Genomic DNA, 24092 nt, shown 5'->3' on the forward strand with positions numbered 1-24092 from the left:
CTCGGGATGATACCGCGCGCCACCCCCTCTCAAGAATGGAAAGCGGCCCGGGCGGGGCCGCTGCGAATGTCAAGAATGGTTTGAAGGGACCTCTGGCCCCGTGCTGGCGTCCGTGCATTCCACCACTTCGGGCCGGTGTTGCGCCGGCTGGGTCAGGCATGCGGGGCTCAAGGCCGGGGGGCGCTGCAAGGGGGCGGCCTCGCGCACCAGGGCCTCGAAGCTGCGCACGGGCACGGGCGGGCTGAGCAGGTAGCCCTGCCAGACGTGGCAGCTCTGGTCTTCGAGGAATTGGCGCTGCGCCTCGGTTTCCACGCCTTCGGCGATGACCTGCAGTCCCAGGCTGGTGCCCAGGGCGACGATGGTGCGCGCAATGGCCGCGTCGTTGGGGTCGCTGAGCACGTCGCGCACGAAGCTGCGGTCGATCTTGAGCTGGTCCAGCGGCAGGCGCTTGAGATAGGCCAGCGAGGAATAGCCTGTGCCGAAGTCATCCAGCGAGAAGCCGACACCGTGGGCCTTGAGCGTGGCCATCTTGGCGGCCGTGTCGTCCACGTCGGCCAGCAGCAGGCTTTCGGTCAGCTCCAGCTTGAGCAGGCGCGGGTTGGCGCCGTGCTCCTTGAGCGCCTGCAGCACCTGCTCCACGAAGCGCGCCTGGTGGAACTGGCGCGGGCTGACGTTGACGGCCAGCACCATGCAGGCCATTTCGGGGTCCGCCGCCCATTGCGCCAGCTGCCTGCAGGCCTCGCCCAGCACCCATTCGCCCAGTTGCTGGATCAGGCCGGTCTCCTCGGCCAGCGAGACGAAGAGCGAGGGCGGCACCAGCCCTTCGCGCGGGTGGTTCCAGCGCAGCAGGCCTTCGGCGCCCACGATGCGTCCGTGCGCCATCTGCGGCTGGTAGTACAGGACGAACTGGCTGCGCACCAGGCCCTCGCGCATTTCCTGCTCCATGGCCGTGCGCGAGCGCAGCACGGCCTGCAACTGCGGATCGAAGAATTGCAGCGTGTTGCGCCCCATGCCCTTGGCCTGGTACATGGCCATTTCGGCGCGGCGCAGCACCTCGTCGGCGCTCAGTTCCTGCTCGCCGAACAGGCTGGCGCCAATGCTCATCGTGATGTGGCAGGACTGGCCTGCCAACTGCAGCGGCTGCTGCAGCAGCGAACGCATGCGCTGGACCTCGCCTTCCAGTTGCGAGGCCGCATGCATGGAGTCCTTGCCCAGGTCCTCCAGCAGCACGACGAAGTCATCGCCGCTGTGGCGGGCCAGCGTGGCCTCGGGCCCCAGGGACTGCGCCAGGCGCTCGGCAATCATGCGCAGCAGCACATCGCCAAGCTCCAGCCCCAGGCTGTCGTTGAAGGCCTTGAAGTTGTCCACGTCCAGCAGCATGACGGCGCCGCAGCGCCCGCGCCGGCGGCTGGAGGCCAGCGCCTGCTGCAACCGGTCCACCAGCAGGCGGCGGTTGGGCAGGCCGGTGAGCGCGTCGTGGAAGGCCAGGCGGCGGATTTCCTCTTCGGCGGTCTTGCGCTGGCTCTGGTCCTGCAGGATCAGCAGGCAGCCTTCGTCCAGCAGCATGCCGCCTATCGATACGGAACGCGTGCGGCCATCGCTGCCCATGAGCTGGTATTCCTCGCAGTTGAGGGTGCCACAGCTGTCGGACTCGCCGCTGTGCAGGCTCTGTGCCACGCGCGCCCTCGCCTGCGCGGCCTCGAAGCGGCGCTGCATGCGCAGGCGGCGGGCTTCATCGGGACACATGTTGCACCACCAGCCATCACCATCCATGCCGGCCGTGGCACCGTGGCCCGCCAGGCGCATGAATTCCTCGTTCCAATAGGCGAAGCGGCCGTCGTCCTGAAGCATGGCCAGGCCCAGAGGCAGGCGCTGGATGACCATGCGCAGATGGCGCGATCCATCGCGCTGCATCTGCTGCAGGTGGCGCCGCGCGCTGATGTCCTGCACCAGCGCCATCAGCCGCCGGGACGGGCCATGGCCCAGCGCGGAGATATGCAGCTCCACCCAGACCAGGGTGCCGTCGCGGCGCCGCAGCTGCCGCTCGATCTGCAGGGCCCCGCGCTGGCCCGCCGTCAGTTCCTGCAGCAGCACCCGGTCGCCCTCCAGGGTTTCGGCCGCCAACAGGGCCAGCAGGGGCCGCTGGCACAGCTGCTGCGCCTCATGGCCGGTAATGTCGCAGTACCTGCGGTTCACATGCAGGACGTTGCCGCTGGCCGCATCGACCTGCACCACGCCCACGGCAGCCTGCTCGAACAGGGCCTGAAAGCGGGCATCGCTCTCGCGCATGCTGCGGGAGGAGGCGCGCAGCTGGGCCCAGCTGGAAGGATGGCGCCGCCACCAGGCTGCCGCCAGCGACGCCAGCAGGGCCGACACGAGCATGCCCAGCGCGAAAAGAACCAGGGGCTGGACACGCTCGGTCCAGGACAGGGCCGTCCCCATGGGAATGAAGTTCAACCGCCACAGCCGGTCCTGGGCCTGCAGCGTCTGCTCCAGCACCACCTGGCCGGTGTCGCCCATGCCGGCCGCCTCCTGCCCGCGCTCCGGCCAGGCCGCGCCCAGGTACAGCGGCAGCGGCGATATGCCGGCCGGCGGCAGGGGCGAGGTCGGGCCTGCGTCATGCATGGCCAGCGCAAGCCGGCGCAGAAAGCCGCGTTCATGCAGGTCCTGCACCAGGTCGTGCACGCGCACGCTGACGTCGGCAGTCCCCAGAAACAGCGGCTGCGCGGCCTCCCCGTCCGGGGACTGGTGGTCCACAAGCGCAAAGACAGGCGCGCGCACCAGCACGGCGGTGGCATGCTCGCCGGGCTGCTTCAGCGCAAACGGTGCCGAGACCACGGCGGCCGCGCTGTCGCGACTGCGCACCATGCTGGCCATGAGGCTGGGGCGGTCGTGCATGTCCAGGCCGGCAATGGACTCGTTGCCCTCCAGCGGCCAGAGATAGTCGATGAAGAAATAGTGGGGCCCGGGCCGGGCGGTGAAGGCCTGATCCTGGCCGGGCAGACCGCGCTGCGTTGCGGCCCGTGTAAAGGACAGCGCCTGCATGCCCGGCTGCGCCTGTATGCGCAGCGCCTGCGCCATGCGCGCGAAGGCCGATTGCCCCATCTCGGGAGAGGCGGCCAGCTGGTTGGCCACATGCTGGACCATGACCGCGTAGGCATCCAGGCGCATCTCCAGCGCCTGGCGGGCCGACTGGGCCTGCTGGGTATGGCGCTGCAGGTCGATACGCTCCAGCGCCCGCTGCTGCTGCAAGGCAAGCACAGCGCTCAGGCACATGCCCACCGCCATGACGGTTGCGGCTGGCCAGGCGGCCCGGATGGCTACAAGCGTGCGCTGGGCAAAAACTGACATGGAGCGGCTAAGGCGGAATAGGCGGTCACGGGAAATCGGTCCAGGAGCACGGAACCGCTCGTTGCCAGCCCCATGGCAGGTTCACCGGAAAGGGCAGTACAGGCCATATGGAGCAGAGCGCGAGGATAAATGGATTTCGGCACGCGGCAGGCGAACAATGGATAAGACAAATCCTACAAACACCCTTCCTCTATCGTCTGCAAGCACACTTGCTGAAGGCTGGCCCGGGCAAACCCTAGAGAGCACCGCAGGCCGGCGTGGGACTGGAGGACCGAACCGTTGCACGCTCCCTCATCCATGAAATCAAAAGCAGCAATTTTGAAACGACAGTGAAACGAATGTTGCGGCGGCAGCCAGCACCGCAGTGCACACGCCCTGTGCTGGCGCGCTGCAAGGCTTGCACGGGTTTTCCCTTGATGCGGATGGCATGGCGCTTGCAACAAACCTGGCCTACTGCCATCGCCTGACACCGCAGGGGACACCGTCTCCATGGGCATCAACCGCCGCCAGAGGCTGCGCGCTCCGGCGATCGGCAGACCGCAAGAACAGACACAGATACGAACAACAGCACAGGAGGCCTGAGATGGGCGCGATCCCCGAAACCTTTCTTCCCCAGTTGCGCATTCCCGCCACCTACCTGCGCGGCGGCACCAGCAAGGGCGTGTTCTTTCGCCTGCAGGATCTGCCCGAGGCGGCCCGGCACCCCGGACCCGTACGCGACGCCATCCTGTTGCGCGCCCTGGGCAGCCCCGACCCGTACGGCAAGCAGATCGACGGCATGGGCAATGCATCGTCCAGCACCAGCAAGGCCGTGATCCTGGCTCCCAGTAAGCGGGAAGGCCATGACGTGGACTATCTGTTTGGCCAGGTCGCCATCGACCAGCCGTTTGTGGACTGGAGCGGCAACTGCGGCAACCTCTCGGCCGCCGTGGGGCCCTGCGCCATCCACATGGGGCTGATAGATCCCGCGCGCATTCCTCGCAACGGCACGGTCACCATCCGCATCTGGCAGGCCAACATCGCCAAGACCATCGTGGCCCATGTGCCCATCACGCAAGGCCAGGTCCAGGAGACCGGCTCCTTCGAGCTCGATGGCGTGACCTTCCCGGCCGCCGAAGTGGCGCTGGAGTTCCTGGATCCCGCCGATGAAGGAGACGATGGCGGAGCCATGTTCCCGACAGGCCACCTCGTGGACCGGCTGGACGTGCCCGGCGTGGGCAGTCTGGCGGCCACGCTGATCAACGCGGGCATTCCGACCATCTTCCTGAACGCCCAGGACCTGGGCTACACGGGCTGCGAGCTGCAGGACGCCATCAATACGGACGACGAGGCCCTGGCCCGCTTCGAGGCCATACGCGCCCACGGCGCGCTGCAGATGGGGCTGATCAAGGATCTGGCCGAGGCCGCCAGACGGCAGCACACGCCAAAGATCGCCTTTGTGGCGCCACCGGCCGCCTACACGGCATCCAGCGGCAAGCGCATTGAATCGGGTGACGTGGACCTGCTGGTGCGCGCCCTGTCCATGGGCAAACTGCACCACGCCATGATGGGCACGGCTGCCGTGGCCATCGGCACCGCAGCGGCCGTGCCGGGCACGCTGGTGAATCTGGCGGCAGGCGGCGGCGAGCGCAGCGCCGTGCGCTTTGGCCACCCCTCAGGAACGCTGCGCGTGGGCGCCGAGGCCCGTTTGGTGAACGGCCAGTGGCAGGTGACCAAGGCCCTGATGAGCCGCAGCGCACGTATCCTGATGGAAGGCTGGATCAGGGTCCCCGGCGAGGTGTTGAACGCCGCATGAATGCGCGGGCCGGGACTTCAGGCCGCAGCCGTGCTCACGCCTCGGCTGCCAGCGCCGCCCCACGCCACGCCTGGAGCTGCTCCAGCGTGTTCGTCGTGCCGCCGCAGGCCACCACCAGCACGCGCTGGAAGCCTTGCAACGCAGGAGCGCGCCCGTAGGCCAGGGCCAGCGCGGCGCCACAGGCCGGCTCCACATGCAGGCGATGGTCGTCAATGAAGCGCAGGCAGGCCTGCAGCGCCTGCGCATCCGTCACCACGGCGCTGCGCACGGGGTGCACCTGCGCCAGATCGAAGGCCCTCTGGCAGACCTGGCGCGCGCCCAGCGAAGTAGCCACGCTGGTGATGCGGTCCAGCAGTACGCGGCGGCCCTGGGCCAGGGACTGCGCCAGGGAATCGGCGCCGGCCGTCTCCGCCGCGATCACGGGCACATCGGTCCAGCCATGGCGCTCCAGGCCCTGCACCACGCCGGCCAGCAGGCCGCCGCCGCCCACGGCCAGCACCACGGCGTCGGGCTTGAAGCCGGCTGCGGCCAGTTCGTCGACGAGGGTGGAATGCCCGGCCCACAGCAGCGGATCGTCAAACGGGTGGACAAAGGCATCGTCGGCACCCAGCAGGGACTGGGCCAGCGCATTGGCCTCGTCCCAGACGGAGCCATGCACGATCAGCTCGGCGCCCTGGGCGCGGATCAATGCCCGTGCATGCTCGGTCGTGGTCTGGGGAACGACCACGGTGACGGGCATCGACAGCTGCCGTCCCGCATAGGCCACGGCAATGCCGGCATTGCCGCCCGACGAGGCCACAAAGCGCTTCTTGCCCTGGCCCGCCAGGGTCTCGCAGGCATGGCCTATGCCGCGCAGCTTGAATGATCCGCAAGGCTGCAGCGCGTCCAGCTTGAGCCAGATGTTCTGGCCGCTGGCCTGGCCCAGGGCATGGGATTCGATGAGGGGAGTGGAGGTGTGCAAAGGCATGGAGCGGCAGTGTAGAACTGGGCTGCCATCGCGATAATCCCCCGGTATTCCAAATATTCTTTGCACCATGAGCACAAATCAAGCCCTGCCCCTGTTCGGGGAAATGGCCATCTTCGTCAAGGTGGTGGACACGGGCAGCTTCTCCGAGGCCGCGCGCCAGCTGGGCAGCACGCCATCGGCCACCAGCCGGGGCGTGGCGCGGCTGGAAAAGGCGCTGGGCCTGCGCCTGCTGGAACGCACCACGCGCAAGCTGCGCCTGAGCGAGGCCGGCCGCGAAGTGCATGCGCGCTGCCTGGATATGGTGGGCGCCGCGCAGGCCGTCATGGCTGCATCCCTGCTTCAGGACGCGCAGCCGCGCGGCCTGGTGCGCATCAGCGTGCCCAAGGCCGTGGGCCATACCGTGGTCCATCCCCACATGCCCGACTTCCTGGCCCTGTATCCCGAGGTCGACGTGCAAATGCGGCTGGAAGACCGCTACATGGACCTGATCGATGACCCCGTGGACCTGGCCATACGCATCACCAACCACCCGCCGCCAGGCCTCATGGGCCGCCACCTGATGGACATCGACCATCTGCTGTGCGCCTCGCCCCAGTACCTGGCCCGGCACGGCACGCCCGCGCATCCGCTGGACCTCAAGGCCCACAGCTGCATCTACCTGGGAGAGGAGCCCGGCGACGCGCACTGGAAGCTGCGCGGCCGCGGCAAGACCGTCACCGTGGCCGTGCGCGGGCGCTATGCGGCCAACCACACCGGTGTGCGGCTGGACGCCGTGCTGCAGCACATCGGCATCGCCAGCCTGCCCCGCTTCACGGCACGGCAGGCCCTGGCGGACGGGCGCATCGTGCAGGTGCTGCCGGACTGGAGCTTCCTGCCCAACTACAGCGGCCAGCTGTGGATTCTTCACCCGCCCACCAGACATCTGCCACTGAAGCTGCGCGTACTGATGGATTTCCTGGCCGAGCGGCTGGGTGGCCATGCACCCTGATCAGTCCGGCGCCTTGAGCCTGCGCCACAACGTGGCCCGGCTGATGCCCAGGATCTCGCAGGCGCGGCGCTGGTCGCCCTGTACCTGCTCCAGCACTTCGCGCATGCGCTGGCGCTCGGCATCGCGCCGGGCCTCGCGCAGTTGCAGTTGCCGCTGCTGCGCTGGCAGGGCCTGAACGGTACCCTGCCCAGCCCCGCCGCATTCAGGAAACAGCTCCCGCAAGCGGCCCATGTCCACGCGGCCCGCGCTGTCGCGCAGGTCGTGGCGGCAGGCCAGCAGGCGTTCCACCCAGTTGTCCAGCTCTCGCGCATTGCCGGGCCAGCGGTGGCCGGATGCCAGCTCCAGCAAGGCCGCCAGCAAGGGCTCCAGCGATGGCCCTTCCGCCTGCAGCGACTGCGTGCGCAGGCGCCGCGCCATCATGGCGCGGGCCAGGGCCTGGACATCGGCCGGGCCGCGTTCGTGCAGTCCGGGCATGGACAGGCGCAGCACGGCCAGGCGGTAGAACAGGTCACGCCGGAATTCACCGCGCTCGACCAGGGCCGCCAGATCGGCGTGCGTGGCGGCGATGACGCGCAGGTCCACCGGCACGGGCGTGGTGGAGCCCACGCGCAGCACTTCGCGCTCCTGCAGCACGCGCAGCAGGCGGGACTGCAGGGCCAGCGGCATATCGCCGATCTCGTCCAGGAACAAGGTGCCCGTATGGGCCGCCTCGATCAGCCCGGTCTTGCCGCCGCGCCGCGCGCCGGTGAAAGCGCCTTCGTCGTAGCCGAAGAGTTCGCTCTCCAGCAGGCTTTCCCCCAGGGCCGCGCAGTTCACCGCCAGGAAGGGCTGGGCCGCGCGCCGGCTGGCGCGGTGCATGCCCTGGGCCAGCAACTCCTTGCCCGTGCCGCTGTCGCCCTGGATGAGCACGGTGGCATCGCTGGCCGCGAACTGGCGCGCCAGGCGGCGCACGCGCTGGGCGGGTTCGCTGTCGCCCGCGTAATCTTCGATGCGCCAGCGCACGCCCGCGCCGCGCAGGCTGCGGTTGGCGCGCAGGTGGCGGTCGGCACGCTGGATGGTGGCCGGGTCGCGGCACACCAGCAAGGCGCCCGTGAGCTGGCCGTTTTCCACGATGGGCGCACGCCGCACGACCAGGGTGCGCATGGCCAGCTGGACCACGTCTTCACTGCCTTCGGGCTCCAGGGACTGCGACTGCAGCGCCTGTGCCAGTGCCAGCGCGGGTGCCACCTCGTCCAGCAGCCGGCCATGCAGCGCATTGGCGGGCGCGCCCAGCAGCGCGGCCATGGTGGGGTTCAGGGCCTGGATGCGGCCTTGCGTGTCCACGGCGACCACGCCGTCCTGCAACTGGCCGAGCACGGTTTCCAGCCGCTGGTGGCGGGCGCGCTCGGCATGGCGGTGGCGGGCCAGCAGCACGGCATCACGCAGGGCCTGCAGCACGGCGCCATCGGAGTACAGCAGCACGCTGGGAATGCCGGCCTGCTCGGCCAGGTCGGCCACCAGGCCGGGCGCGACGACGGCGCCCACGCCGGCGGCCTGCAGCGCACGCACGCAGGCCTGGGCATCTTCGGGTCCGTGGTAGCTGAACTGCGCAATGCCGGCGCCGAACAGCGCGTCGAACTGGGCCAGATGCGGCGAGGGATGGTCGAACGACACCAGCCCGATGCGCGGCGTGCCGCCGGACTGGGCCAGTGCACGTGCGCTGGCCAGCGCCTGCAGCAGATCGAACCCGCGCACCTCGATCATGACGACGGGGATATCGACCCGCTCGCGCACCCAGGCGCCGCTGGCCCCTGCGGCCACCAGGGCGTCTATGGGCTCGACCGCCTGCAGCGCACGCACGGCCTGCACGGCATCGTCAAAGGCCGCGCTGACATGCTCCACGCGCACCTGGTCGCCCACGGCCAGCGACATGCGCTCCAGCACGCGGCCGATGCGATGGCGGCCCACGGTGACGACGCGCGGCCAGGCTGCGCGGGGGCCGGCAGGGGTTGCATGCATGGAAGGCACAACTGATTCGTTCATGCAACCGATTATTTCATTCATGCAACACCGCACCGGGCGAATCGGTGAATGCCTGCAGAGCAGACTTTTCAAGAATCACAAAACCCATTCACATCAACAACTTGCGATATCAAGGGTTTACCCTTTGATCCGGTGGCATGCCACTTGCAAACAGGGCAGGCGTTTCAATCATTTCAAGCATTTCCAGGAGACCCCATGAACCAGCCATCCCGCCTGCCCCGCCGCACCGCCCTGGCCACCCTGCTTGCCGCCGCGCTGCCGCTGGCCGGCGTGACCTGCTCCGTCGCTGCACGGGCTGCCGGCGCCGCCGATGCCTGGCCCACCCGCCCCATTCGCCTGGTGGTGCCGTTCTCGGCAGGCGGCGCCAATGACCTGATGGCACGATCGGCTGCCGAAGGCGCGTCCAGGATCCTGGGCCAGCCCGTGGTGGTCGACAACCGCGCGGGTGCGGGAGGCACGGTGGGCGCCGACATCGTGGCCAAGGCCCAGCCCGACGGCTACACCCTGCTGGTGAGCGCGGCTGGCGTGATCTCCAACAGCATGATCAAGAAGACCATGCCGTTCAAGGACGATGCGCTGGTTCCGGTGGCCATGATCGGCCTGGCGCCGTCCGTGATCGTGGTTCCCAAGAACGCGCCCTACCAGAACCTGCGCGATTTCGTCGAGGCATCGAAGAAGGGCCAGGGCTTCAATTTCGCCACGGCCGGCACGGGCAGCACGCCGCATTTCGTGGCCGAGATGCTGAACGTGAAGTACGGCGCCCAGCTGCAGCCCGTGCCCTACAAGAGCGGGTCGGAGAGCACGACGGCCGTGCTGGGCGGGCAGGTGGAGGGCACGTCGGAGGCCAGCATCATCGCCCTGCCCCACATCCTCAACGAAGGCAAGTTCAAGGCCCTGGCCACCACCTGGACGCAGCGCATCTCGGCCTATCCGCAGCTATCCACCGCCGTGGAGCAGGGCTTTGCCGAGCTGCAGATCGCGCACTGGGCCGGCATCCATGCACCCAAGGGGACGCCGCCCGCCATCCTGGACAAGCTGGCCGCTGCCGTGGACAAGGCCATGAAGGAGCCGGCCACGGTGGAAAAGCTCAAGGGCCTGGGCATCGAGCCCATCGGCGGCACGCGCGCCGAGTTCGTGAAGTTCACAGACGCCGAACGCAAGCGCCTGGGCGAGATCGTCAAGGCCGCGAACATGCAGGAAAAGTGAACCGCTTGCGCCATCACCATCGATCCCAACCGAGACAAGACACCATGAATACCCGCCGCAACACCCTCCGCCTGGGCATGGGCCTGGCCCTCAGCGCCACCGCCGCCGCTGCCGCCCTGCTCGCCGCCCCCGCCACCGCAATGGCCCAGGGCGCAGATGCCTGGCCCTCGCGCCCCATCAAGCTCATCGTGCCCTATGCGGCCGGCGGCTTTGCCGATACGCGGGCCCGCAAGATCGCCGACAAGATAGGCCAGAGCCTGGGCCAGCCCATCGTGATCGACAACCGCGGCGGCGCGGGCGGCGTGACGGGCACGGATGCCATCGCCAAGGCCACGGACGGCCATACCTTCGGTTTCGGCTCGCCGGGTCCGCTGGTGACCAATCCCATGCTGATGAAAAAGCTGCCCTACAACGCCGCACGCGACCTGCAGCCCATCATCCTGATCGAAGAGGCGCCGCTGATCCTGACCACGGCGCCCAACCAGCCGTTCAAGACCGTGGCCGAACTGGTCGCGGCAGCCAAGGGCAAGCCCGGCACGCTGACCTATGGATCGTCGGGTGTGGGCGGTGCCCACCACCTGTCGGGCGAGCTGCTGGCCTTCCAGACGCGCACGGAAATGGTCCATGTGCCCTACAAGGGCGGCGCGCTGGCGGCCACCGACCTGATGGGCGGCCACCTGGCCTTCATGTTCGAGATGGGCTATGCGGCCCTGCCCGCCATCCAGGGCGACAAGGTCAAGGCCCTGGCCGTGTCCAGCAAGCAGCGCCTGAAAGTGCTGCCCGGCGTGCCCACGCTGGATGAGGCGGGCATCAAGGGCTTCGAGTCATACAACTGGCTGGGCATGATCGCGCCGGCCAGCACGCCGCCGGCCGTGATCGAGCGCCTGAACAAGGCTGTGAACGAGGCCCTCAAGGACGCGGAGGTGCGCGCCATGATCGAGAACACGGGCGGCATGGTCATGGGCGGCACGCCCCAGGCCTACGGAAAGTTCATCGAGGCCGAGCGCGCCAAGTGGGGCCCGGTGATCAAGAACGCCAACATCACGCTGGACTGAGCGCCAGCCCGCGCATCGCTTTTCCTCATCCAACAGAACCCTCCATGAACACCAAGCAACAACTCAAGGCCCTGGCCGAAGCGCGCCGCGGCGTGCTCGTGCCCGGCGCATTCAACGCACTGTCCGCGCGCGTCGTGGCCGATCTCGGCTTCGAGGCCATCTATGTGACCGGCGCCGGCGTGACCAACATGTGGTTCGGCCTGCCCGACCAGGCCTTCATGGGCCTGACCGACATCGCCGACCACACGGCCCGCATCCGCGACGCCGTGGATCTGCCGCTGATCGTCGATGCCGACACCGGCTTCGGCAACGCGCTCAACACCTACCATGCGGTGCGCACGCTGGAGCGCGCGGGCGCCGACTGCATCCAGATCGAGGACCAGATCAGCCCCAAGCGCTGCGGCCATTTCAATGGCAAGGAAGTGATTTCCACCGAGGAAATGCTGGGCAAGATCAAGGCCGCCGTGGACGCGCGCCGCGACCAGGGCACGCTGATCATGGCGCGCACCGATGCCTGCGCCACGCAGGGCTTCGAGGCTGCCGTCGAGCGCGCCCAGCGCTTTGCCGAGGCGGGAGCCGACATCCTCTTCGTGGAGGCCGTGACCCAGGCCGAAGAAATCCGCGCCCTGCCCCGGCGCCTGTCCACGCCGCAGCTGATGAACATGGTGATCGGAGGCAAGACGCCCATCACCGACGCGGGCGAGCTGGCAGACCTGGGCTATGGCCTGGTGCTGTATGCCAATGCCGCGCTGCAAGGCGCCGTGGCCGGCATGCAAAAGGCGCTGGGCCAACTGCGCAACGAGCGCAGGGTGGACGAGAACCCCGCCGTGGTCGCCCCCTTTGCCGAGCGCCAGCGCCTGGTCAACAAGCCGTTCTGGGATGCGCTGGAAAAGAAGTACGAGTGAAGCACGAGCGAGGGCGCTCAGCCCCTCGCAGGCGCCTTCCACCCCTTGAGCGTCAGCTCCAGCGCCTGCAGCGCCTGCTGCAGGCGTTCGGGGGGCGCCCCTTCCTCGGCAATCCAGAATGCCGACTCCACCAGGCAGCCATTGAGCAGGCGCGACATGGCCAGCGGATTGGCACGCACGATCACGCCGCGCTCCATGAGCTGCTCCAGGTAGCCGGCCACGAAGGCGATGCAGGCACGGTGCTGCTCGCCCTGGTCCGTGCCCGTCAGCACGGCGCGCGCATCCTGCAGCACGATGCGGCGTATCTCGCCCTCCTGCGCCATGGCCAGGTAGGCACGGCAGTAGGCCAGGAACCCCTCCCAGGGATCTGCATGGTCGGCCAGCACCTGCTCAAGGCGTGCGTCCATCTCGGCATCCATCTGCGCCACCACGGCGGCCAGCAGGCCCGGCTTGCCGCCGAAATGGTGGTACAGCGCGCCGCGCGTCAGGCCGGCCTTGGCCGTCAGTTCGTCCATGGAGGCCTGGGCATAGCCCTGGCTGCCAAAGGCCTCGCGCGCAGCCTCGATGAGCTTGGCGCGTGTCTCCTCGATCATGCTGGCCCGGCTTTTGCGCATGGCGCACTCCATTCACATACAAAACGTATGCCAATGATACGGCGCGTCATGGGCAACCCGTAGAATCGCTGACATACGCCGCGTATGTGATTGCAGCGGCCTGTCCGTCTTCCGAGGTTTCCATGTTCCACGCCTACCGCCAGCTGTTCTCCCGGCCCGGCACGGCCGCCTTTGTGCTGGCCGGTCTCCTGGCCCGCCTGCCCCTTTCCATGACGGGTATCGGCCTGATCACCATGCTGTCCCAGCAGCGCGGCGCCTACACGCTGGCCGGCGCGGTCGCCGCCTGCTTTGCGCTGTCCATCGCGGTGCTGGCGCCCCGCATCTCGGCCCTGGTGGACCGCCATGGCCAGCGCAAGGTCCTGCCCTGGGCAGCGGCCGTGAGTGCTGCCGCCATGTTTGCGCTGCTGGCCTGCGCGCATTGGCAGGGACCGGAGTGGCTGCTGCTGGTGCTGGCAGCGCTGGTGGGTGCCCTGCCCAGCATGCCGGCCATGGTGCGTGCGCGCTGGACCGTGCTGCTGCGCGGCACGCCACAACTGCAGACGGCCTATGCGCTGGAGGCCGTGCTGGACGATGTCTGCTTCATCGTCGGCCCGCCCCTGTCGGTCGGCCTGAGCATGGTGCTGTTCCCCGAGGCCGGGCCGCTGGCCGCCTCCTTGCTGCTGCTGGTGGGCGTGGCGCTGTTCGTGGCCCAGCGCCGTACAGAGCCACCCGTGGACACATCGCAGCGGCGCACGCGCCAGCAGTCGCTGGCCCGCCATCCCGTGGTGCGCACGCTGGCGCTGTTCATGCTGGCCCAGGGCATCATCGTGGGCACCATCGACGTGGCCAGCGTGGCCTTTGCCACGCAGCAGGGCCAGCCGGCGGCGGCCAGCATCGTGCTCTCGTTCTATGCGTTGGGCTCCTGCGTGATGGGACTGGTGTTCGGCACGCTGCGCCTGAAGGCGCCGCTGCACCGCCAGATCGCCTGGGTGGGCGCCTCGGTCTGCATCACGGCCGTGCCCCTGCTGCTGGCCACCAATGTGTTCACGCTGACCCTGGCCGTGCTGCTGGCCGGCATTACCTTCGGCCCGACCATCACCGTGGCCATGGGCCTGGTGGAGCAGCAGGTGCCGCCCCAGCGCCTGACCGAAGGCATGACCTGGCTGCTGACCGGCATTGCCATGGGCGTGGCCCTGGGCGCGGCCGCCGCCGGCTGGGCCACCGACCTGTGGGGCGCGCGCATCTCCTTCGTGGTGGCGCTGCTGGCCGGTGCTGTCATGTGGACCCTGGGCGTGCTGGCCGCACGCCAGGCACGAGCGAAAGAGAGCCCGCCTGCCGAAGACGCAGCCGCTGCCTGCACCTGAACACGGCCCCAACGCCCGCGCCAGCCCAGACCGCTCAGGCCGTGGCCATCAAGGCCAGCAGCTCGGCCAGGCGCTGGCGCATCCACAGCGCTTCGACCCCGGGCGCCAGCCCTTCCAGCCAGAGCATGCGCACGGTCAGCGGCGGCAGCGCCAGCCCCTCGCAGGCGCGTTGCCGCAGATGCGGGCGCAGATCGCCGAACTCGGCAATATTGACTGGCAGGATGGCCCAGCCCAGGCCGTCGGCCACCATGTCGGCAATCACATAGAAGCTGTTGGAGCGCCAGACGGCGGGACTGAGCACGGTGTCCTCCACGCCCTCGATGTGCATCAGCAACTGGCGGTGCGCGGCCAGCTGCCTGCGCGTCAAGGGCTCTGCGCCATCGAGCACATGGCCCTTGGCCACGCAAATGGTCTGCGGCACGCTGCCGATATGGCGCTGGGCACAGGTGGCCGGCGCAGGCGCTCGGTCGAACTGGAAGGCGACCTGGGCGCGCTGCGCCGCCACATGCTCGGCCACTTCGGAGGCCGTGCCGTTCAGCACGGTCAGCTCCATGGCCGGAAAGCGTGCCGCCAGCTCCTTGAACAGCTGGGCCAGCGGCACATAGGGCAATGCCTCGTCCAGCGCAACGGCCAGGCGCGCCTGCCCGCCCGCGGCCAGGGCGCGTGCGCGGTGGTCCATGGCCTGGGCCTGGTGCAGCAGGGACCGGGCCTCCAGCAGCATGACCTCGCCTGCGGCCGTGAGCCGCACATGGCGTCCCACACGGTCGAACAGCTCCAGCCCCAGATCGGCCTCCAGCAGGCCGATGGCCGTGCTCACGGCCGATTGCGCACGGCCCAGGCGGCGCGCAGCCTCGGTCATGGTGCCGGCCTCGGCCACCGCCACGAAATGCCTCAGTCTGTCCAGTGTCCATTCCATCTATCAATTTTATGGATTGAATCAAACTTTGATAAAGCATTTTATTGATGGAAACTGCCGCTTTCATCCAAAGGAAGCTCCGGCCCACAAGGCCAGGGGCAAACAGGTGCTTTATGGCGTTCACGACGCAAACCCGGGTCCCCGCTGCGGGGCATCCCTCCAAATCTCTGGCGGCCGACCCGCGCCGCTGGCTGGTGCTGGCCATCGTCTCGGTGGCGCTGCTGCTCATCGTCATCGACATGACGGTGCTCTACACGGCACTGCCGCGCCTCACGCATGACCTGGCGGCCACGGCCTCCGCCAAGCTGTGGATCGTCAATATCTATGCCCTGGTGGTTTCCGGCCTGCTGCTGGGCATGGGCACGCTGGGCGACAGGCTCGGCCACAAGCGGCTGTTCATGGCCGGGCTGTGCGTGTTCGGCCTGGCATCGCTGTGCGCGGCCTTTGCGCCCTCGCCCGCCCTGCTGATTGCGGCGCGCGCGCTGCTGGGCGTGGGCGCGGCCATGATGATGCCGGCCACGCTGTCCCTGATCCGCCTGAGCTTTGCCGATGAGCGCGAGCGCGCGCTGGCCATCGGCATCTGGGCCTCGGTGGCATCGGGCGGTGCGGCCTTCGGCCCCGTGGTAGGCGGGCTGCTGCTGGAGTATTTCTGGTGGGGCTCGGTGTTCCTGATCAACGTGCCCATCGTGCTGCTGGCCCTGCCCCTGGCCTGGTGGCTGATTCCCGCAGGCGGCGCCACCTCGCAGCGGCCCTGGGACTTTGTGGGCTCGCTGCAGGTCATGGCAGGCCTGGTGGCAAGCACCTACGCGATCAAGGAGGCTGGCAAGCAATCGCCCGACTGGGCCCTGGCCGCCGTGACCCTGGTGCTGGGCCTGGGCTTTCTTGCCCTGTTCGTGCGGCGCCAGCGGCGCAGCAGCGACCCGCTGCTGGACTTCGCCCTGTTCCGCAACCCGGCCTTTGCCACGGCCGTGGCCTCGGCCCTGGTGGCAGCGGCAGCGCTGATCGGCATGGAACTGGTCTTCAGCCAGCGCCTGCAACTGGTGCAGGGCCTGTCTCCGCTGCAGGCGGGCCTGGCCGTGCTGCCGCTGCCGCTGGCCGCCTTTGTGGCCGGCCCCGTCGCAGGCCACTGGCTGCCGCGAGTGGGTGGGGCCCGCATGCTGCCGGCCTCCCTGTTGCTGTCGGGCCTGGGCATGGGCGGCTACCTGCTGGTCCATGACATGGGCTGGTGGCCGCAGGCGGCAGCGCTGGCCCTGCTGGGCCTGGGCATAGGCGCGGCCATGACCACGGCGTCGAGCACCATCATGCAAAGCGCTCCCGCAGACCGTGCAGGCATGGCGGCTTCGGTCGAGGAGGTGTCATACGAGCTGGGCGGCGCCCTGGGCGTGACGCTGATGGGCAGCCTGCTGTCGGCCGTGTACGCAGGCTCTTTGCGCCTGCCTGAGGGGCTGGGCCTGGCCCTGCCCGATTCCGTGCGCGACAGCCTGGACGAAGCCCTGCTGGCCGCCGAACAGCTGAGGCCTCAGGCCGCGCACCAGTTGACCGAACTGGCACGCACGGCCTTCGGCCAGGGTTTCAGCGCCGTGATCGCCGGCGCCACGCTGCTGCTGGTGTGCACGGCGCTGTGGACGGGGTGGCGGCTGCGCGGTCAGCGCCGCTGAACGGCGGCACCCCGGCCTCAGCCAGAAAGCCAAAAAGCCCCTTTCGGGGCTTTTTGGGCGCTGCGTGCACGTTGCGCGTGCACATTGCAGGCAGGTGCTTCGATCAGGCGAAGTTCTGCTCGGCAAACTTCCAGTTCACCAGCTTGTCGAGGAAGGTCTCGACGAACTTGGGACGCAGGTTGCGGTAGTCGATGTAGTAGGCGTGTTCCCAGACGTCCACGGTCAGCAGGGCCTTGTCTTGCGTGGTCAGGGGCGTGCCGGCGGCGCCGGTGTTGACGATGTCCACCGAGCCATCGGCCTTCTTCACCAGCCAGGTCCAGCCGGAGCCGAAGTTGCCCACGGCCGACTTCACGAAGGCTTCCTTGAAGGCGGCGTAGCCGCCCCACTTCTTGTTGATGGCGTCAGCCAGGGCGCCGGTGGGCTCGCCGCCACCGTTGGGGGCCATGCAGTTCCAGAAGAAGGTGTGGTTCCAGATCTGGGCTGCGTTGTTGTAGATGCCGCCGGAAGACTTCTTGACGATCTCTTCCAGGGTCATGCTTTCGAATTCGGTGCCCTTTTGCAGATTATTCAGGTTCACCACATAGGCGTTGTGGTGCTTGCCATGGTGGTACTCCAGCGTTTCCTGGCTGTAGTGGGGTGCCAGCGCGTCAATCGCATAGGGCAGAGGGGGCAAGGTATGTTCCATGGTGTTTCCTTCGTGGTTGAAATCTTTTAGGACGGGCCAGCACCTGTTGCGCAGAGCGCATGCAGCGCCTGCCGTGACCGTCGCGCGGGGCCTGCATTGCGCGCATTGCTGCGAGCCCTGGCCCTCACGCACCCGAACGGGCATTGTAGGAACAAGTTCGTGACCCTGCGGCGAAAGCGCGCTCCAAATCGGCCATCTTGGCCCGCTGCCGCGAGGGTGGATGTGAATTGACCGCAATCCGGCCAATCGGCCTACACGGATACCGCCTGCCGCCCGCCACTCCCTGCACGCCGAACGCTGCACACAGCGGGCCGCAGTTCAGAGCAGGCGCGGCTGCGTCACCACCAGGTCCAGGCTGCCGTCCGCCAGTTGCGCCTGCAGCGCCGTGCCCGGTGGCGCACGGCGCGCCTCGGTCACGGGATGGCCCTCGGTATCGGTGAGCAGGGCATAGCCGCGCTGCAGCACCAGGCGCGGGTCCAGCAGTTGCAGGCGAAGCTCCATGCGCGCCAGGTGGTCCGCGCGCCTGTCCAGGCCGCGGCGCATGCCCGCAGGCAGCTGCGCCTGCAGGCCCTGCCCCGCGTGGTCCATGCGCTGCAGCCTCAACTGCATGGCATGGCGCAGGCGCTGCGCCTGGCGGCTGAGCTGCAGCCGGCTGCGCGCCAGCTGTTCGCTGGGCCGGCCCAGGCGCTGCGACGCCAGGTCAAGGCGCTGCTGCTGGCGGTCCAGCAGCCGTTGCACCCCGTCCTCCAGCCGGCCCTGCATGAGCTGCAGCGCACCCAGCCAGACGTCGCGCGGTTGGCTCACCAACTCTGCCGCCGCCGTGGGCGTGGGCGCGCGCAGGTCGGCGCAGAAGTCGGCAATGGTGAAGTCGGTCTCGTGCCCCACGCCGCTGATCAGCGGCACCGGGCTTTGCACGATGGTGCGGGCCAGGCGCTCGTCATTGAAGGCCCAGAGGTCTTCGATGGAGCCGCCGCCGCGCACCAGCAAGATGGTGTCGATGTGCGGCGCGCCGGCCACCGATCCCGCGCCTTCCTGCGCCAGCCCATAAAGCCTTTGCAGCGCGTCGATCAGCGAGGCCGGTGCCTGCGCGCCCTGCACCAGGGCCGGCACCAGCACCACGGGGATGTGGGGCACGCGGCGGCGCAGCGCGGTGATCACGTCGTGCAGCGCGGCAGCCCCCGGCGAAGTCACCACGCCAATGCCGCGCGGCAGCGGCGGCAGGCTGCGCTTGCGCGCCGCATCGAAGAGGCCTTCGGCCTCCAGCTGCGCCTTCAGCCGCAGGAACTGCTCGAACAGTGCGCCCTGGCCTGCACGCTGCATGCTTTCGACGACCAGTTGCAGATCACCGCGCTGCTCGTAGACACCCAGCCGGCCCCGCAACTCGACCAGCTCGCCATCACGCGGCGAAAAGTCCATGAGCTGGGCCGCGCGCCGGAACATGGCGCAGCGGATCTGCCCGCCGGCGTCCTTGATGCTGAAGTAGCAATGGCCGCTGGCCGCGCGCGAGAAGCCGCTGATCTCGCCGCGCACCGCCACCGGATTGAAGCGCGCCTGCAAGGCATCGCTCACGGCGCGGCACAGCGCGCCGACTTCCCAGACCAGCGGCGCCGCTGCTGGATTCATTGCGCCAAATGCACCGCTCATGCGGGCTCCCGGTCAGCATGCAGTGCAACATTCTCCACAGGCCGGCAGATGCAGCCTTGAAGAGGCACTTTGGCGATGATTTGCACAAGCAATCTCAAGAATACCTCGCAAGCATTTGATTAATAAGAGATTTTTTACTGAAACAAAGAATTCACATTTGTCACAGTGGTCATTCGCCGTCGCCGCCGCATCTGCGCAGGCAGCTTGATAACAAAGTTATCCACAGAAAATTGTGCTATATGAGCAAGCCCGAGGCCGGAAACCGGGACACCGCCCGTTGCCTGGATGCTGCGCCCGGTCACAGTTTTAGGCCGATCGCGCAGCCGGGACGCCTGGACCGGCCACATGGCTGGGCCATAATCGTCGGCTGCAGTTAAACGCGGGGGGAAAACAACTTGCTGTCGATCATACAAGCCGCAGGCTGGCCGATCTGGCCACTGATTGCCTGCTCCATCCTGGCTCTGGCCCTGGTCTTTGAACGCTTCGTGGCGCTGAAAACAGCCCGTGTTGCGCCGCCTGCCCTGTTGGGCGAGGCGATTTCCGTGTCCTCGCGCGGCCTGCCCAGTCAGGAAGTCGTGCAGCAACTGGCACAGAACTCCACGCTGGGCGAGGTCCTGGCCAGCGGGCTGCGCGCACTGCAGGCCCATCCGGACAGCAGCGAGGAAGAGCTGCGCGCGTCCATGGAAGGCGCCGGCCGCGCCGCCGCCCACACGCTGGAAAAGCACCTGAGCGCACTGGCCACCATCGCCTCTGCCGCCCCTTTGCTGGGCCTGCTGGGCACGGTGATCGGCATGATCGAGATCTTCGGCTCGCAAGGCGGCGCATCGGCCACCGGCGGCAGCAACCCCGCCCAGCTGGCGGCCGGCATCTCCATCGCCCTGTACAACACGGCCTTCGGCCTGATCGTCGCCATTCCGGCCCTGATCTTCTGGCGCTACTTCCGCGCCCGCGTCGACGGCTACCTGCTGGGCATGGAGCTGGCTTCCGAACAGTTCGTGCGCCACCTCACCCGCGTCGGCGGCAAGTGAACCAGCACGCGAGAGACCTGACATGAACTTCCGTCCCCGCCGCCGTGACGAGCCCGAGATCAACCTGATCCCGTTCATCGACGTGCTGCTGGTGGTGCTGATCTTTCTGATGCTGTCCACCACCTACAGCAAGTTCACCGAGCTGCAGCTGACCCTTCCGGTGGCCGACGTCGAGCAGCAGCGCGACCGGCCCCGCGAAATCATCGTCGCCATCGCAGCCGATGGCCGCTATGCCATCAACAAGACCGCCGTGGAAGACCGCAGCGTCACCGGCCTGACCCAGGCGCTGGCCGCAGCGGCCGTCGCCGGCAAGGACAGCGTGGTCATCATCAGCGCCGATGCCACTGCGCCGCACCAGTCCGTGGTATCGGTGATGGAAGCCTCGCGCCGCGCCGGACTGTCCCAGATCACCTTCGCCACGCAGACCTCGGCCAGCGCCGGGCGCTGAAGGCAAGGCCGCCATGCCCCGGACTGGTCCTGCGCCCGCAGCCCGGGGGCTTCGCGCGGCCTGGCGCCGCCGCGGCCCGCTGGCCTGCGCGCTCCTTCCCCTGTCCCTGCTGTACCGTGCCCTGCTGGCCCTGCATCGGCTGCCATATGCACTGGGCTTCAGGCGTGGGGGCCAGGCCGGCATTCCGGTCATCGTCGTCGGCAACGTGATTGCGGGCGGCGCCGGAAAGACCCCCGTCACGCTCGCCCTGGCCCGCCATCTGCGCGATGGCGGCTGGAGTCCCGGCATCGTCTCGCGCGGCTATGGCCGCAGCACGGACGACTGCCGCGAGGCCCGTCCTGACAGCGCCCCCGCCGACGTGGGTGACGAGCCCGCGCTGCTGGCGCGTGCCAGCGGCGTGCCGGTCTTCGTGGCCCGCAAGCGCATCGAGGCCGTCCAGGCCCTGCGCGCCCGCCATCCGCAGGTGGATGTGGTCATCAGCGACGACGGCCTGCAGCACCTGGCCCTGGCCCGCGACATCGAGCTGTGCGTCTTCAATGACGACGGCATCGGCAACGGCTGGCTGCTGCCGGCCGGCCCGCTGCGCGAGCCCTGGCCGCGCCCCGTCACCGCCGTGCTGCACGCGGGTACCTGCCCGCCAACGGATGCACCCGCCTTTGCCATGCATCGCCAACTGGCCGCTGAAGGCGTCAATGCGCGCGGTGAGCGCATTCCCCTGGCGACCCTGCGCGGACGGCCCGTGGAGGCCGTGGCCGCCGTGGCCCGGCCCGAGGGCTTTTTCTCCATGCTGACCCGCGAGCAAGGCCTGACGCTGGAGCATGTCCAGGCGCTGCCGGATCACTATAATTTTGAGAGCTTCCAGCGCCTGGGGCGCAACGAAGACCCGCTGGTCTGCACCGAAAAAGATGCCGTCAAGCTGTGGCGCACCCATCCCCAGGCCTGGGCGGTTGCGCTGCAATTGCAGCTGCCGGCGGATTTCTGGGCGCTGCTGGATGAGCGGCTGCAGGCACTGCGCCCCTGCCCCGCCTGACTATCATCTCCGTCTCGGCTGGCTGCCACGGCCCGCCCTTTCCCTTCAAAACACAGGATCCGCCATGGACGCCAAACTTCTCGAACTGCTGGTCTGCCCCGTCACCAAAGGCCCGCTGCGCTTTGACCGCGAGCACCAGGAACTGGTCTCGCGCAGCGCGCGCCTGGCCTACCCGGTGCGCGACGGCATTCCCGTGCTGCTGGAAACCGAGGCCCGCACGCTGGACGACGACGAGATCGAGGACTGATTTTTCCCATCACCTGCGCCGCCCCACGCCTTCGCCTCACTCCTGCACGCACCATGTCCTCCGCGCCCTTCACGGTTCTGATTCCCGCCCGCCTGTCTTCCAGCCGCCTGCCGGGCAAGCCCCTGGCCGACATTGCAGGGCTTCCCATGGTCGTGCGCGTGGCACAGCGCGCCAGCCGCAGCGGCGCCGCACGGTGCGTGGTCGCAGCCGATGACGAAAGCATCCTCGCCGCCTGTGCCGCGCATGGCGTGGCGGCCGTGCTCACGCGCAACGACCATGCCAGCGGCAGCGACCGACTGGCCGAGACCTGCGCGCTGCTGGGTCTCGATGGCGATGACATCGTGGTCAATGTCCAGGGCGACGAGCCGCTGATCGCCCCCGAACTCATCGACGCCGTGGCCGCCCTGCTGCCCCGGCAACCTTCGGCCAGCATGGGAACGGCGGCGCATGCCATTGACAGCCTTGCCGACTTCGTCAACCCGAACGTGGCCGTGACGAGCCCGAGATCAACCTGATCCCGTTCATCGACGTGCTGCTGGTGGTGCTGATCTTTCTGATGCTGTCCACCACCTACAGCAAGTTCACCGAGCTGCAGCTGACCCTTCCGGTGGCCGACGTCGAGCAGCAGCGCGACCGGCCCCGCGAAATCATCGTCGCCATCGCAGCCGATGGCCGCTATGCCATCAACAAGACCGCCGTGGAAGACCGCAGCGTCACCGGCCTGACCCAGGCGCTGGCCGCAGCGGCCGTCGCCGGCAAGGACAGCGTGGTCATCATCAGCGCCGATGCCACTGCGCCGCACCAGTCCGTGGTATCGGTGATGGAAGCCTCGCGCCGCGCCGGACTGTCCCAGATCACCTTCGCCACGCAGACCTCGGCCAGCGCCGGGCGCTGAAGGCAAGGCCGCCATGCCCCGGACTGGTCCTGCGCCCGCAGCCCGGGGGCTTCGCGCGGCCTGGCGCCGCCGCGGCCCGCTGGCCTGCGCGCTCCTTCCCCTGTCCCTGCTGTACCGTGCCCTGCTGGCCCTGCATCGGCTGCCATATGCACTGGGCTTCAGGCGTGGGGGCCAGGCCGGCATTCCGGTCATCGTCGTCGGCAACGTGATTGCGGGCGGCGCCGGAAAGACCCCCGTCACGCTCGCCCTGGCCCGCCATCTGCGCGATGGCGGCTGGAGTCCCGGCATCGTCTCGCGCGGCTATGGCCGCAGCACGGACGACTGCCGCGAGGCCCGTCCTGACAGCGCCCCCGCCGACGTGGGTGACGAGCCCGCGCTGCTGGCGCGTGCCAGCGGCGTGCCGGTCTTCGTGGCCCGCAAGCGCATCGAGGCCGTCCAGGCCCTGCGCGCCCGCCATCCGCAGGTGGATGTGGTCATCAGCGACGACGGCCTGCAGCACCTGGCCCTGGCCCGCGACATCGAGCTGTGCGTCTTCAATGACGACGGCATCGGCAACGGCTGGCTGCTGCCGGCCGGCCCGCTGCGCGAGCCCTGGCCGCGCCCCGTCACCGCCGTGCTGCACGCGGGTACCTGCCCGCCAACGGATGCACCCGCCTTTGCCATGCATCGCCAACTGGCCGCTGAAGGCGTCAATGCGCGCGGTGAGCGCATTCCCCTGGCGACCCTGCGCGGACGGCCCGTGGAGGCCGTGGCCGCCGTGGCCCGGCCCGAGGGCTTTTTCTCCATGCTGACCCGCGAGCAAGGCCTGACGCTGGAGCATGTCCAGGCGCTGCCGGATCACTATAATTTTGAGAGCTTCCAGCGCCTGGGGCGCAACGAAGACCCGCTGGTCTGCACCGAAAAAGATGCCGTCAAGCTGTGGCGCACCCATCCCCAGGCCTGGGCGGTTGCGCTGCAATTGCAGCTGCCGGCGGATTTCTGGGCGCTGCTGGATGAGCGGCTGCAGGCACTGCGCCCCTGCCCCGCCTGACTATCATCTCCGTCTCGGCTGGCTGCCACGGCCCGCCCTTTCCCTTCAAAACACAGGATCCGCCATGGACGCCAAACTTCTCGAACTGCTGGTCTGCCCCGTCACCAAAGGCCCGCTGCGCTTTGACCGCGAGCACCAGGAACTGGTCTCGCGCAGCGCGCGCCTGGCCTACCCGGTGCGCGACGGCATTCCCGTGCTGCTGGAAACCGAGGCCCGCACGCTGGACGACGACGAGATCGAGGACTGATTTTTCCCATCACCTGCG

At 68.6% G+C, this 24092-nt stretch carries 21 protein-coding genes and 1 pseudogene; 15 read left to right on the plus strand and 7 right to left on the minus strand.

Going from position 1 to position 24092, the window contains the following annotated elements; genetic code table 11:
• Positions 1–69 precede the first annotated feature (69 nt).
• Entirely contained in the window at positions 70–3351 is a 3282-nt protein-coding gene (locus ACRSCF_RS15540; RefSeq protein ID WP_046238712.1) for a bifunctional diguanylate cyclase/phosphodiesterase, read from the minus strand.
• Between the two features lie 583 nt (positions 3352–3934).
• On the opposite strand from ACRSCF_RS15540, the gene prpF reads away from it, so the two are divergent.
• A complete protein-coding gene (gene prpF / locus ACRSCF_RS15545) occupies positions 3935–5146 on the plus strand; it encodes a 2-methylaconitate cis-trans isomerase PrpF (protein WP_016453507.1) in 1212 nt (403 codons plus the stop codon).
• Positions 5147–5180: 34 nt separating this feature from the next.
• Here the strand turns inward: prpF and ACRSCF_RS15550 are convergent, their stop codons facing one another.
• Positions 5181–6113, minus strand: a complete 933-nt coding sequence (locus tag ACRSCF_RS15550) for a pyridoxal-phosphate dependent enzyme (RefSeq protein WP_026062287.1) — start codon at positions 6111–6113, stop codon at positions 5181–5183.
• Positions 6114–6180: 67 nt separating this feature from the next.
• Here ACRSCF_RS15550 and ACRSCF_RS15555 point away from each other — a divergent pair, with 67 nt between their 5' ends.
• A complete protein-coding gene (locus ACRSCF_RS15555; protein ID WP_016453509.1) occupies positions 6181–7101 on the plus strand; it encodes a LysR family transcriptional regulator in 921 nt (306 codons plus the stop codon).
• Here the strand turns inward: ACRSCF_RS15555 and prpR are convergent, their stop codons facing one another.
• Positions 7102–9099, minus strand: a complete 1998-nt coding sequence (gene prpR / locus ACRSCF_RS15560) for a propionate catabolism operon regulatory protein PrpR (protein ID WP_070080990.1) — start codon at positions 9097–9099, stop codon at positions 7102–7104.
• Between the two features lie 219 nt (positions 9100–9318).
• Between prpR and ACRSCF_RS15565 the strand changes: the two genes are divergently transcribed.
• From ACRSCF_RS15565 to ACRSCF_RS15575, 3 genes are read left to right on the plus strand one after another with little or no spacing between them, the layout of a single operon-like run.
• Entirely contained in the window at positions 9319–10329 is a 1011-nt protein-coding gene (locus ACRSCF_RS15565) for a tripartite tricarboxylate transporter substrate binding protein (RefSeq protein WP_017405022.1), read from the plus strand.
• A gap of 44 nt (positions 10330–10373) precedes the next feature.
• Positions 10374–11384 carry a Bug family tripartite tricarboxylate transporter substrate binding protein gene (locus ACRSCF_RS15570; protein ID WP_034363901.1) on the plus strand — a complete coding sequence of 337 codons (1011 nt, stop codon included), beginning with the start codon at positions 10374–10376 and terminating at the stop codon, positions 11382–11384.
• 44 nt (positions 11385–11428) lie between these two features.
• The gene (locus ACRSCF_RS15575) at positions 11429–12289 is read left to right on the plus strand and encodes an isocitrate lyase/PEP mutase family protein (RefSeq protein WP_017405020.1); all 861 of its coding nucleotides are present in this window, start codon (positions 11429–11431) and stop codon (positions 12287–12289) included.
• Between the two features lie 17 nt (positions 12290–12306).
• On the opposite strand, the gene ACRSCF_RS15580 is transcribed toward ACRSCF_RS15575, so the two are convergent.
• Complete coding sequence (locus ACRSCF_RS15580) at positions 12307–12903, minus strand: TetR/AcrR family transcriptional regulator (RefSeq protein ID WP_026062285.1); 597 nt, start codon at positions 12901–12903, stop codon at positions 12307–12309.
• 122 nt (positions 12904–13025) lie between these two features.
• Here ACRSCF_RS15580 and ACRSCF_RS15585 point away from each other — a divergent pair, with 122 nt between their 5' ends.
• Positions 13026–14246 (plus strand): MFS transporter, encoded by a 1221-nt coding sequence (locus ACRSCF_RS15585; RefSeq protein ID WP_034363900.1) that lies wholly within the window; start codon positions 13026–13028, stop codon positions 14244–14246.
• A 34-nt stretch (positions 14247–14280) separates the two neighbouring features.
• Here ACRSCF_RS15585 and ACRSCF_RS15590 read toward each other — a convergent pair whose 3' ends face one another.
• Positions 14281–15162: a LysR family transcriptional regulator gene (locus ACRSCF_RS15590; protein WP_016445906.1), complete on the minus strand. Its 882-nt coding sequence runs from the start codon at positions 15160–15162 to the stop codon at positions 14281–14283.
• A gap of 113 nt (positions 15163–15275) precedes the next feature.
• Between ACRSCF_RS15590 and ACRSCF_RS15595 the strand changes: the two genes are divergently transcribed.
• Positions 15276–16820, plus strand: a complete 1545-nt coding sequence (locus ACRSCF_RS15595) for an MFS transporter (RefSeq protein WP_244451689.1) — start codon at positions 15276–15278, stop codon at positions 16818–16820.
• 103 nt (positions 16821–16923) lie between these two features.
• Here ACRSCF_RS15595 and ACRSCF_RS15600 read toward each other — a convergent pair whose 3' ends face one another.
• Both ACRSCF_RS15600 and xseA read right to left on the minus strand, forming a co-directional pair.
• Positions 16924–17505, minus strand: coding sequence for a Fe-Mn family superoxide dismutase (locus tag ACRSCF_RS15600; protein ID WP_034363898.1), 582 nt, complete (start codon positions 17503–17505; stop codon positions 16924–16926).
• Between the two features lie 318 nt (positions 17506–17823).
• On the minus strand, positions 17824–19149 hold the full coding sequence (gene xseA, locus ACRSCF_RS15605) for an exodeoxyribonuclease VII large subunit (protein WP_026062284.1): 1326 nt from the start codon (positions 19147–19149) through the stop codon (positions 17824–17826).
• Between the two features lie 395 nt (positions 19150–19544).
• Here xseA and ACRSCF_RS15610 point away from each other — a divergent pair, with 395 nt between their 5' ends.
• The 8 genes and pseudogenes from ACRSCF_RS15610 (at position 19545) to ACRSCF_RS15645 (ending at position 24074) form a co-directional block, all read left to right on the plus strand.
• Positions 19545–20177: a MotA/TolQ/ExbB proton channel family protein gene (locus ACRSCF_RS15610; RefSeq protein ID WP_016445902.1), complete on the plus strand. Its 633-nt coding sequence runs from the start codon at positions 19545–19547 to the stop codon at positions 20175–20177.
• Positions 20178–20199: 22 nt separating this feature from the next.
• Complete coding sequence (locus ACRSCF_RS15615; RefSeq protein ID WP_012205405.1) at positions 20200–20625, plus strand: ExbD/TolR family protein; 426 nt, start codon at positions 20200–20202, stop codon at positions 20623–20625.
• A gap of 13 nt (positions 20626–20638) precedes the next feature.
• Positions 20639–21655 carry a tetraacyldisaccharide 4'-kinase gene (gene lpxK, locus ACRSCF_RS15620; RefSeq protein ID WP_034363895.1) on the plus strand — a complete coding sequence of 339 codons (1017 nt, stop codon included), beginning with the start codon at positions 20639–20641 and terminating at the stop codon, positions 21653–21655.
• Between the two features lie 64 nt (positions 21656–21719).
• Positions 21720–21902 (plus strand): Trm112 family protein, encoded by a 183-nt coding sequence (locus ACRSCF_RS15625; RefSeq protein ID WP_016445900.1) that lies wholly within the window; start codon positions 21720–21722, stop codon positions 21900–21902.
• Positions 21903–21955: 53 nt separating this feature from the next.
• A pseudogene (locus ACRSCF_RS15630) lies at positions 21956–22390 on the plus strand (cytidylyltransferase domain-containing protein); the annotation flags it as partial.
• A 17-nt stretch (positions 22391–22407) separates the two neighbouring features.
• The gene (locus ACRSCF_RS15635; protein ID WP_324623346.1) at positions 22408–22797 is read left to right on the plus strand and encodes an ExbD/TolR family protein; all 390 of its coding nucleotides are present in this window, start codon (positions 22408–22410) and stop codon (positions 22795–22797) included.
• 13 nt (positions 22798–22810) lie between these two features.
• Entirely contained in the window at positions 22811–23827 is a 1017-nt protein-coding gene (gene lpxK, locus ACRSCF_RS15640; RefSeq protein WP_034363895.1) for a tetraacyldisaccharide 4'-kinase, read from the plus strand.
• 64 nt (positions 23828–23891) lie between these two features.
• The gene (locus tag ACRSCF_RS15645) at positions 23892–24074 is read left to right on the plus strand and encodes a Trm112 family protein (RefSeq protein ID WP_016445900.1); all 183 of its coding nucleotides are present in this window, start codon (positions 23892–23894) and stop codon (positions 24072–24074) included.
• The last annotated feature ends 18 nt before the right edge of the window (positions 24075–24092 follow it).

Origin of the sequence: Delftia sp. 11MD, from assembly GCF_050907895.1 — a bacterium.
Lineage (GTDB): Bacteria > Pseudomonadota > Gammaproteobacteria > Burkholderiales > Burkholderiaceae_C > Comamonas > Comamonas tsuruhatensis.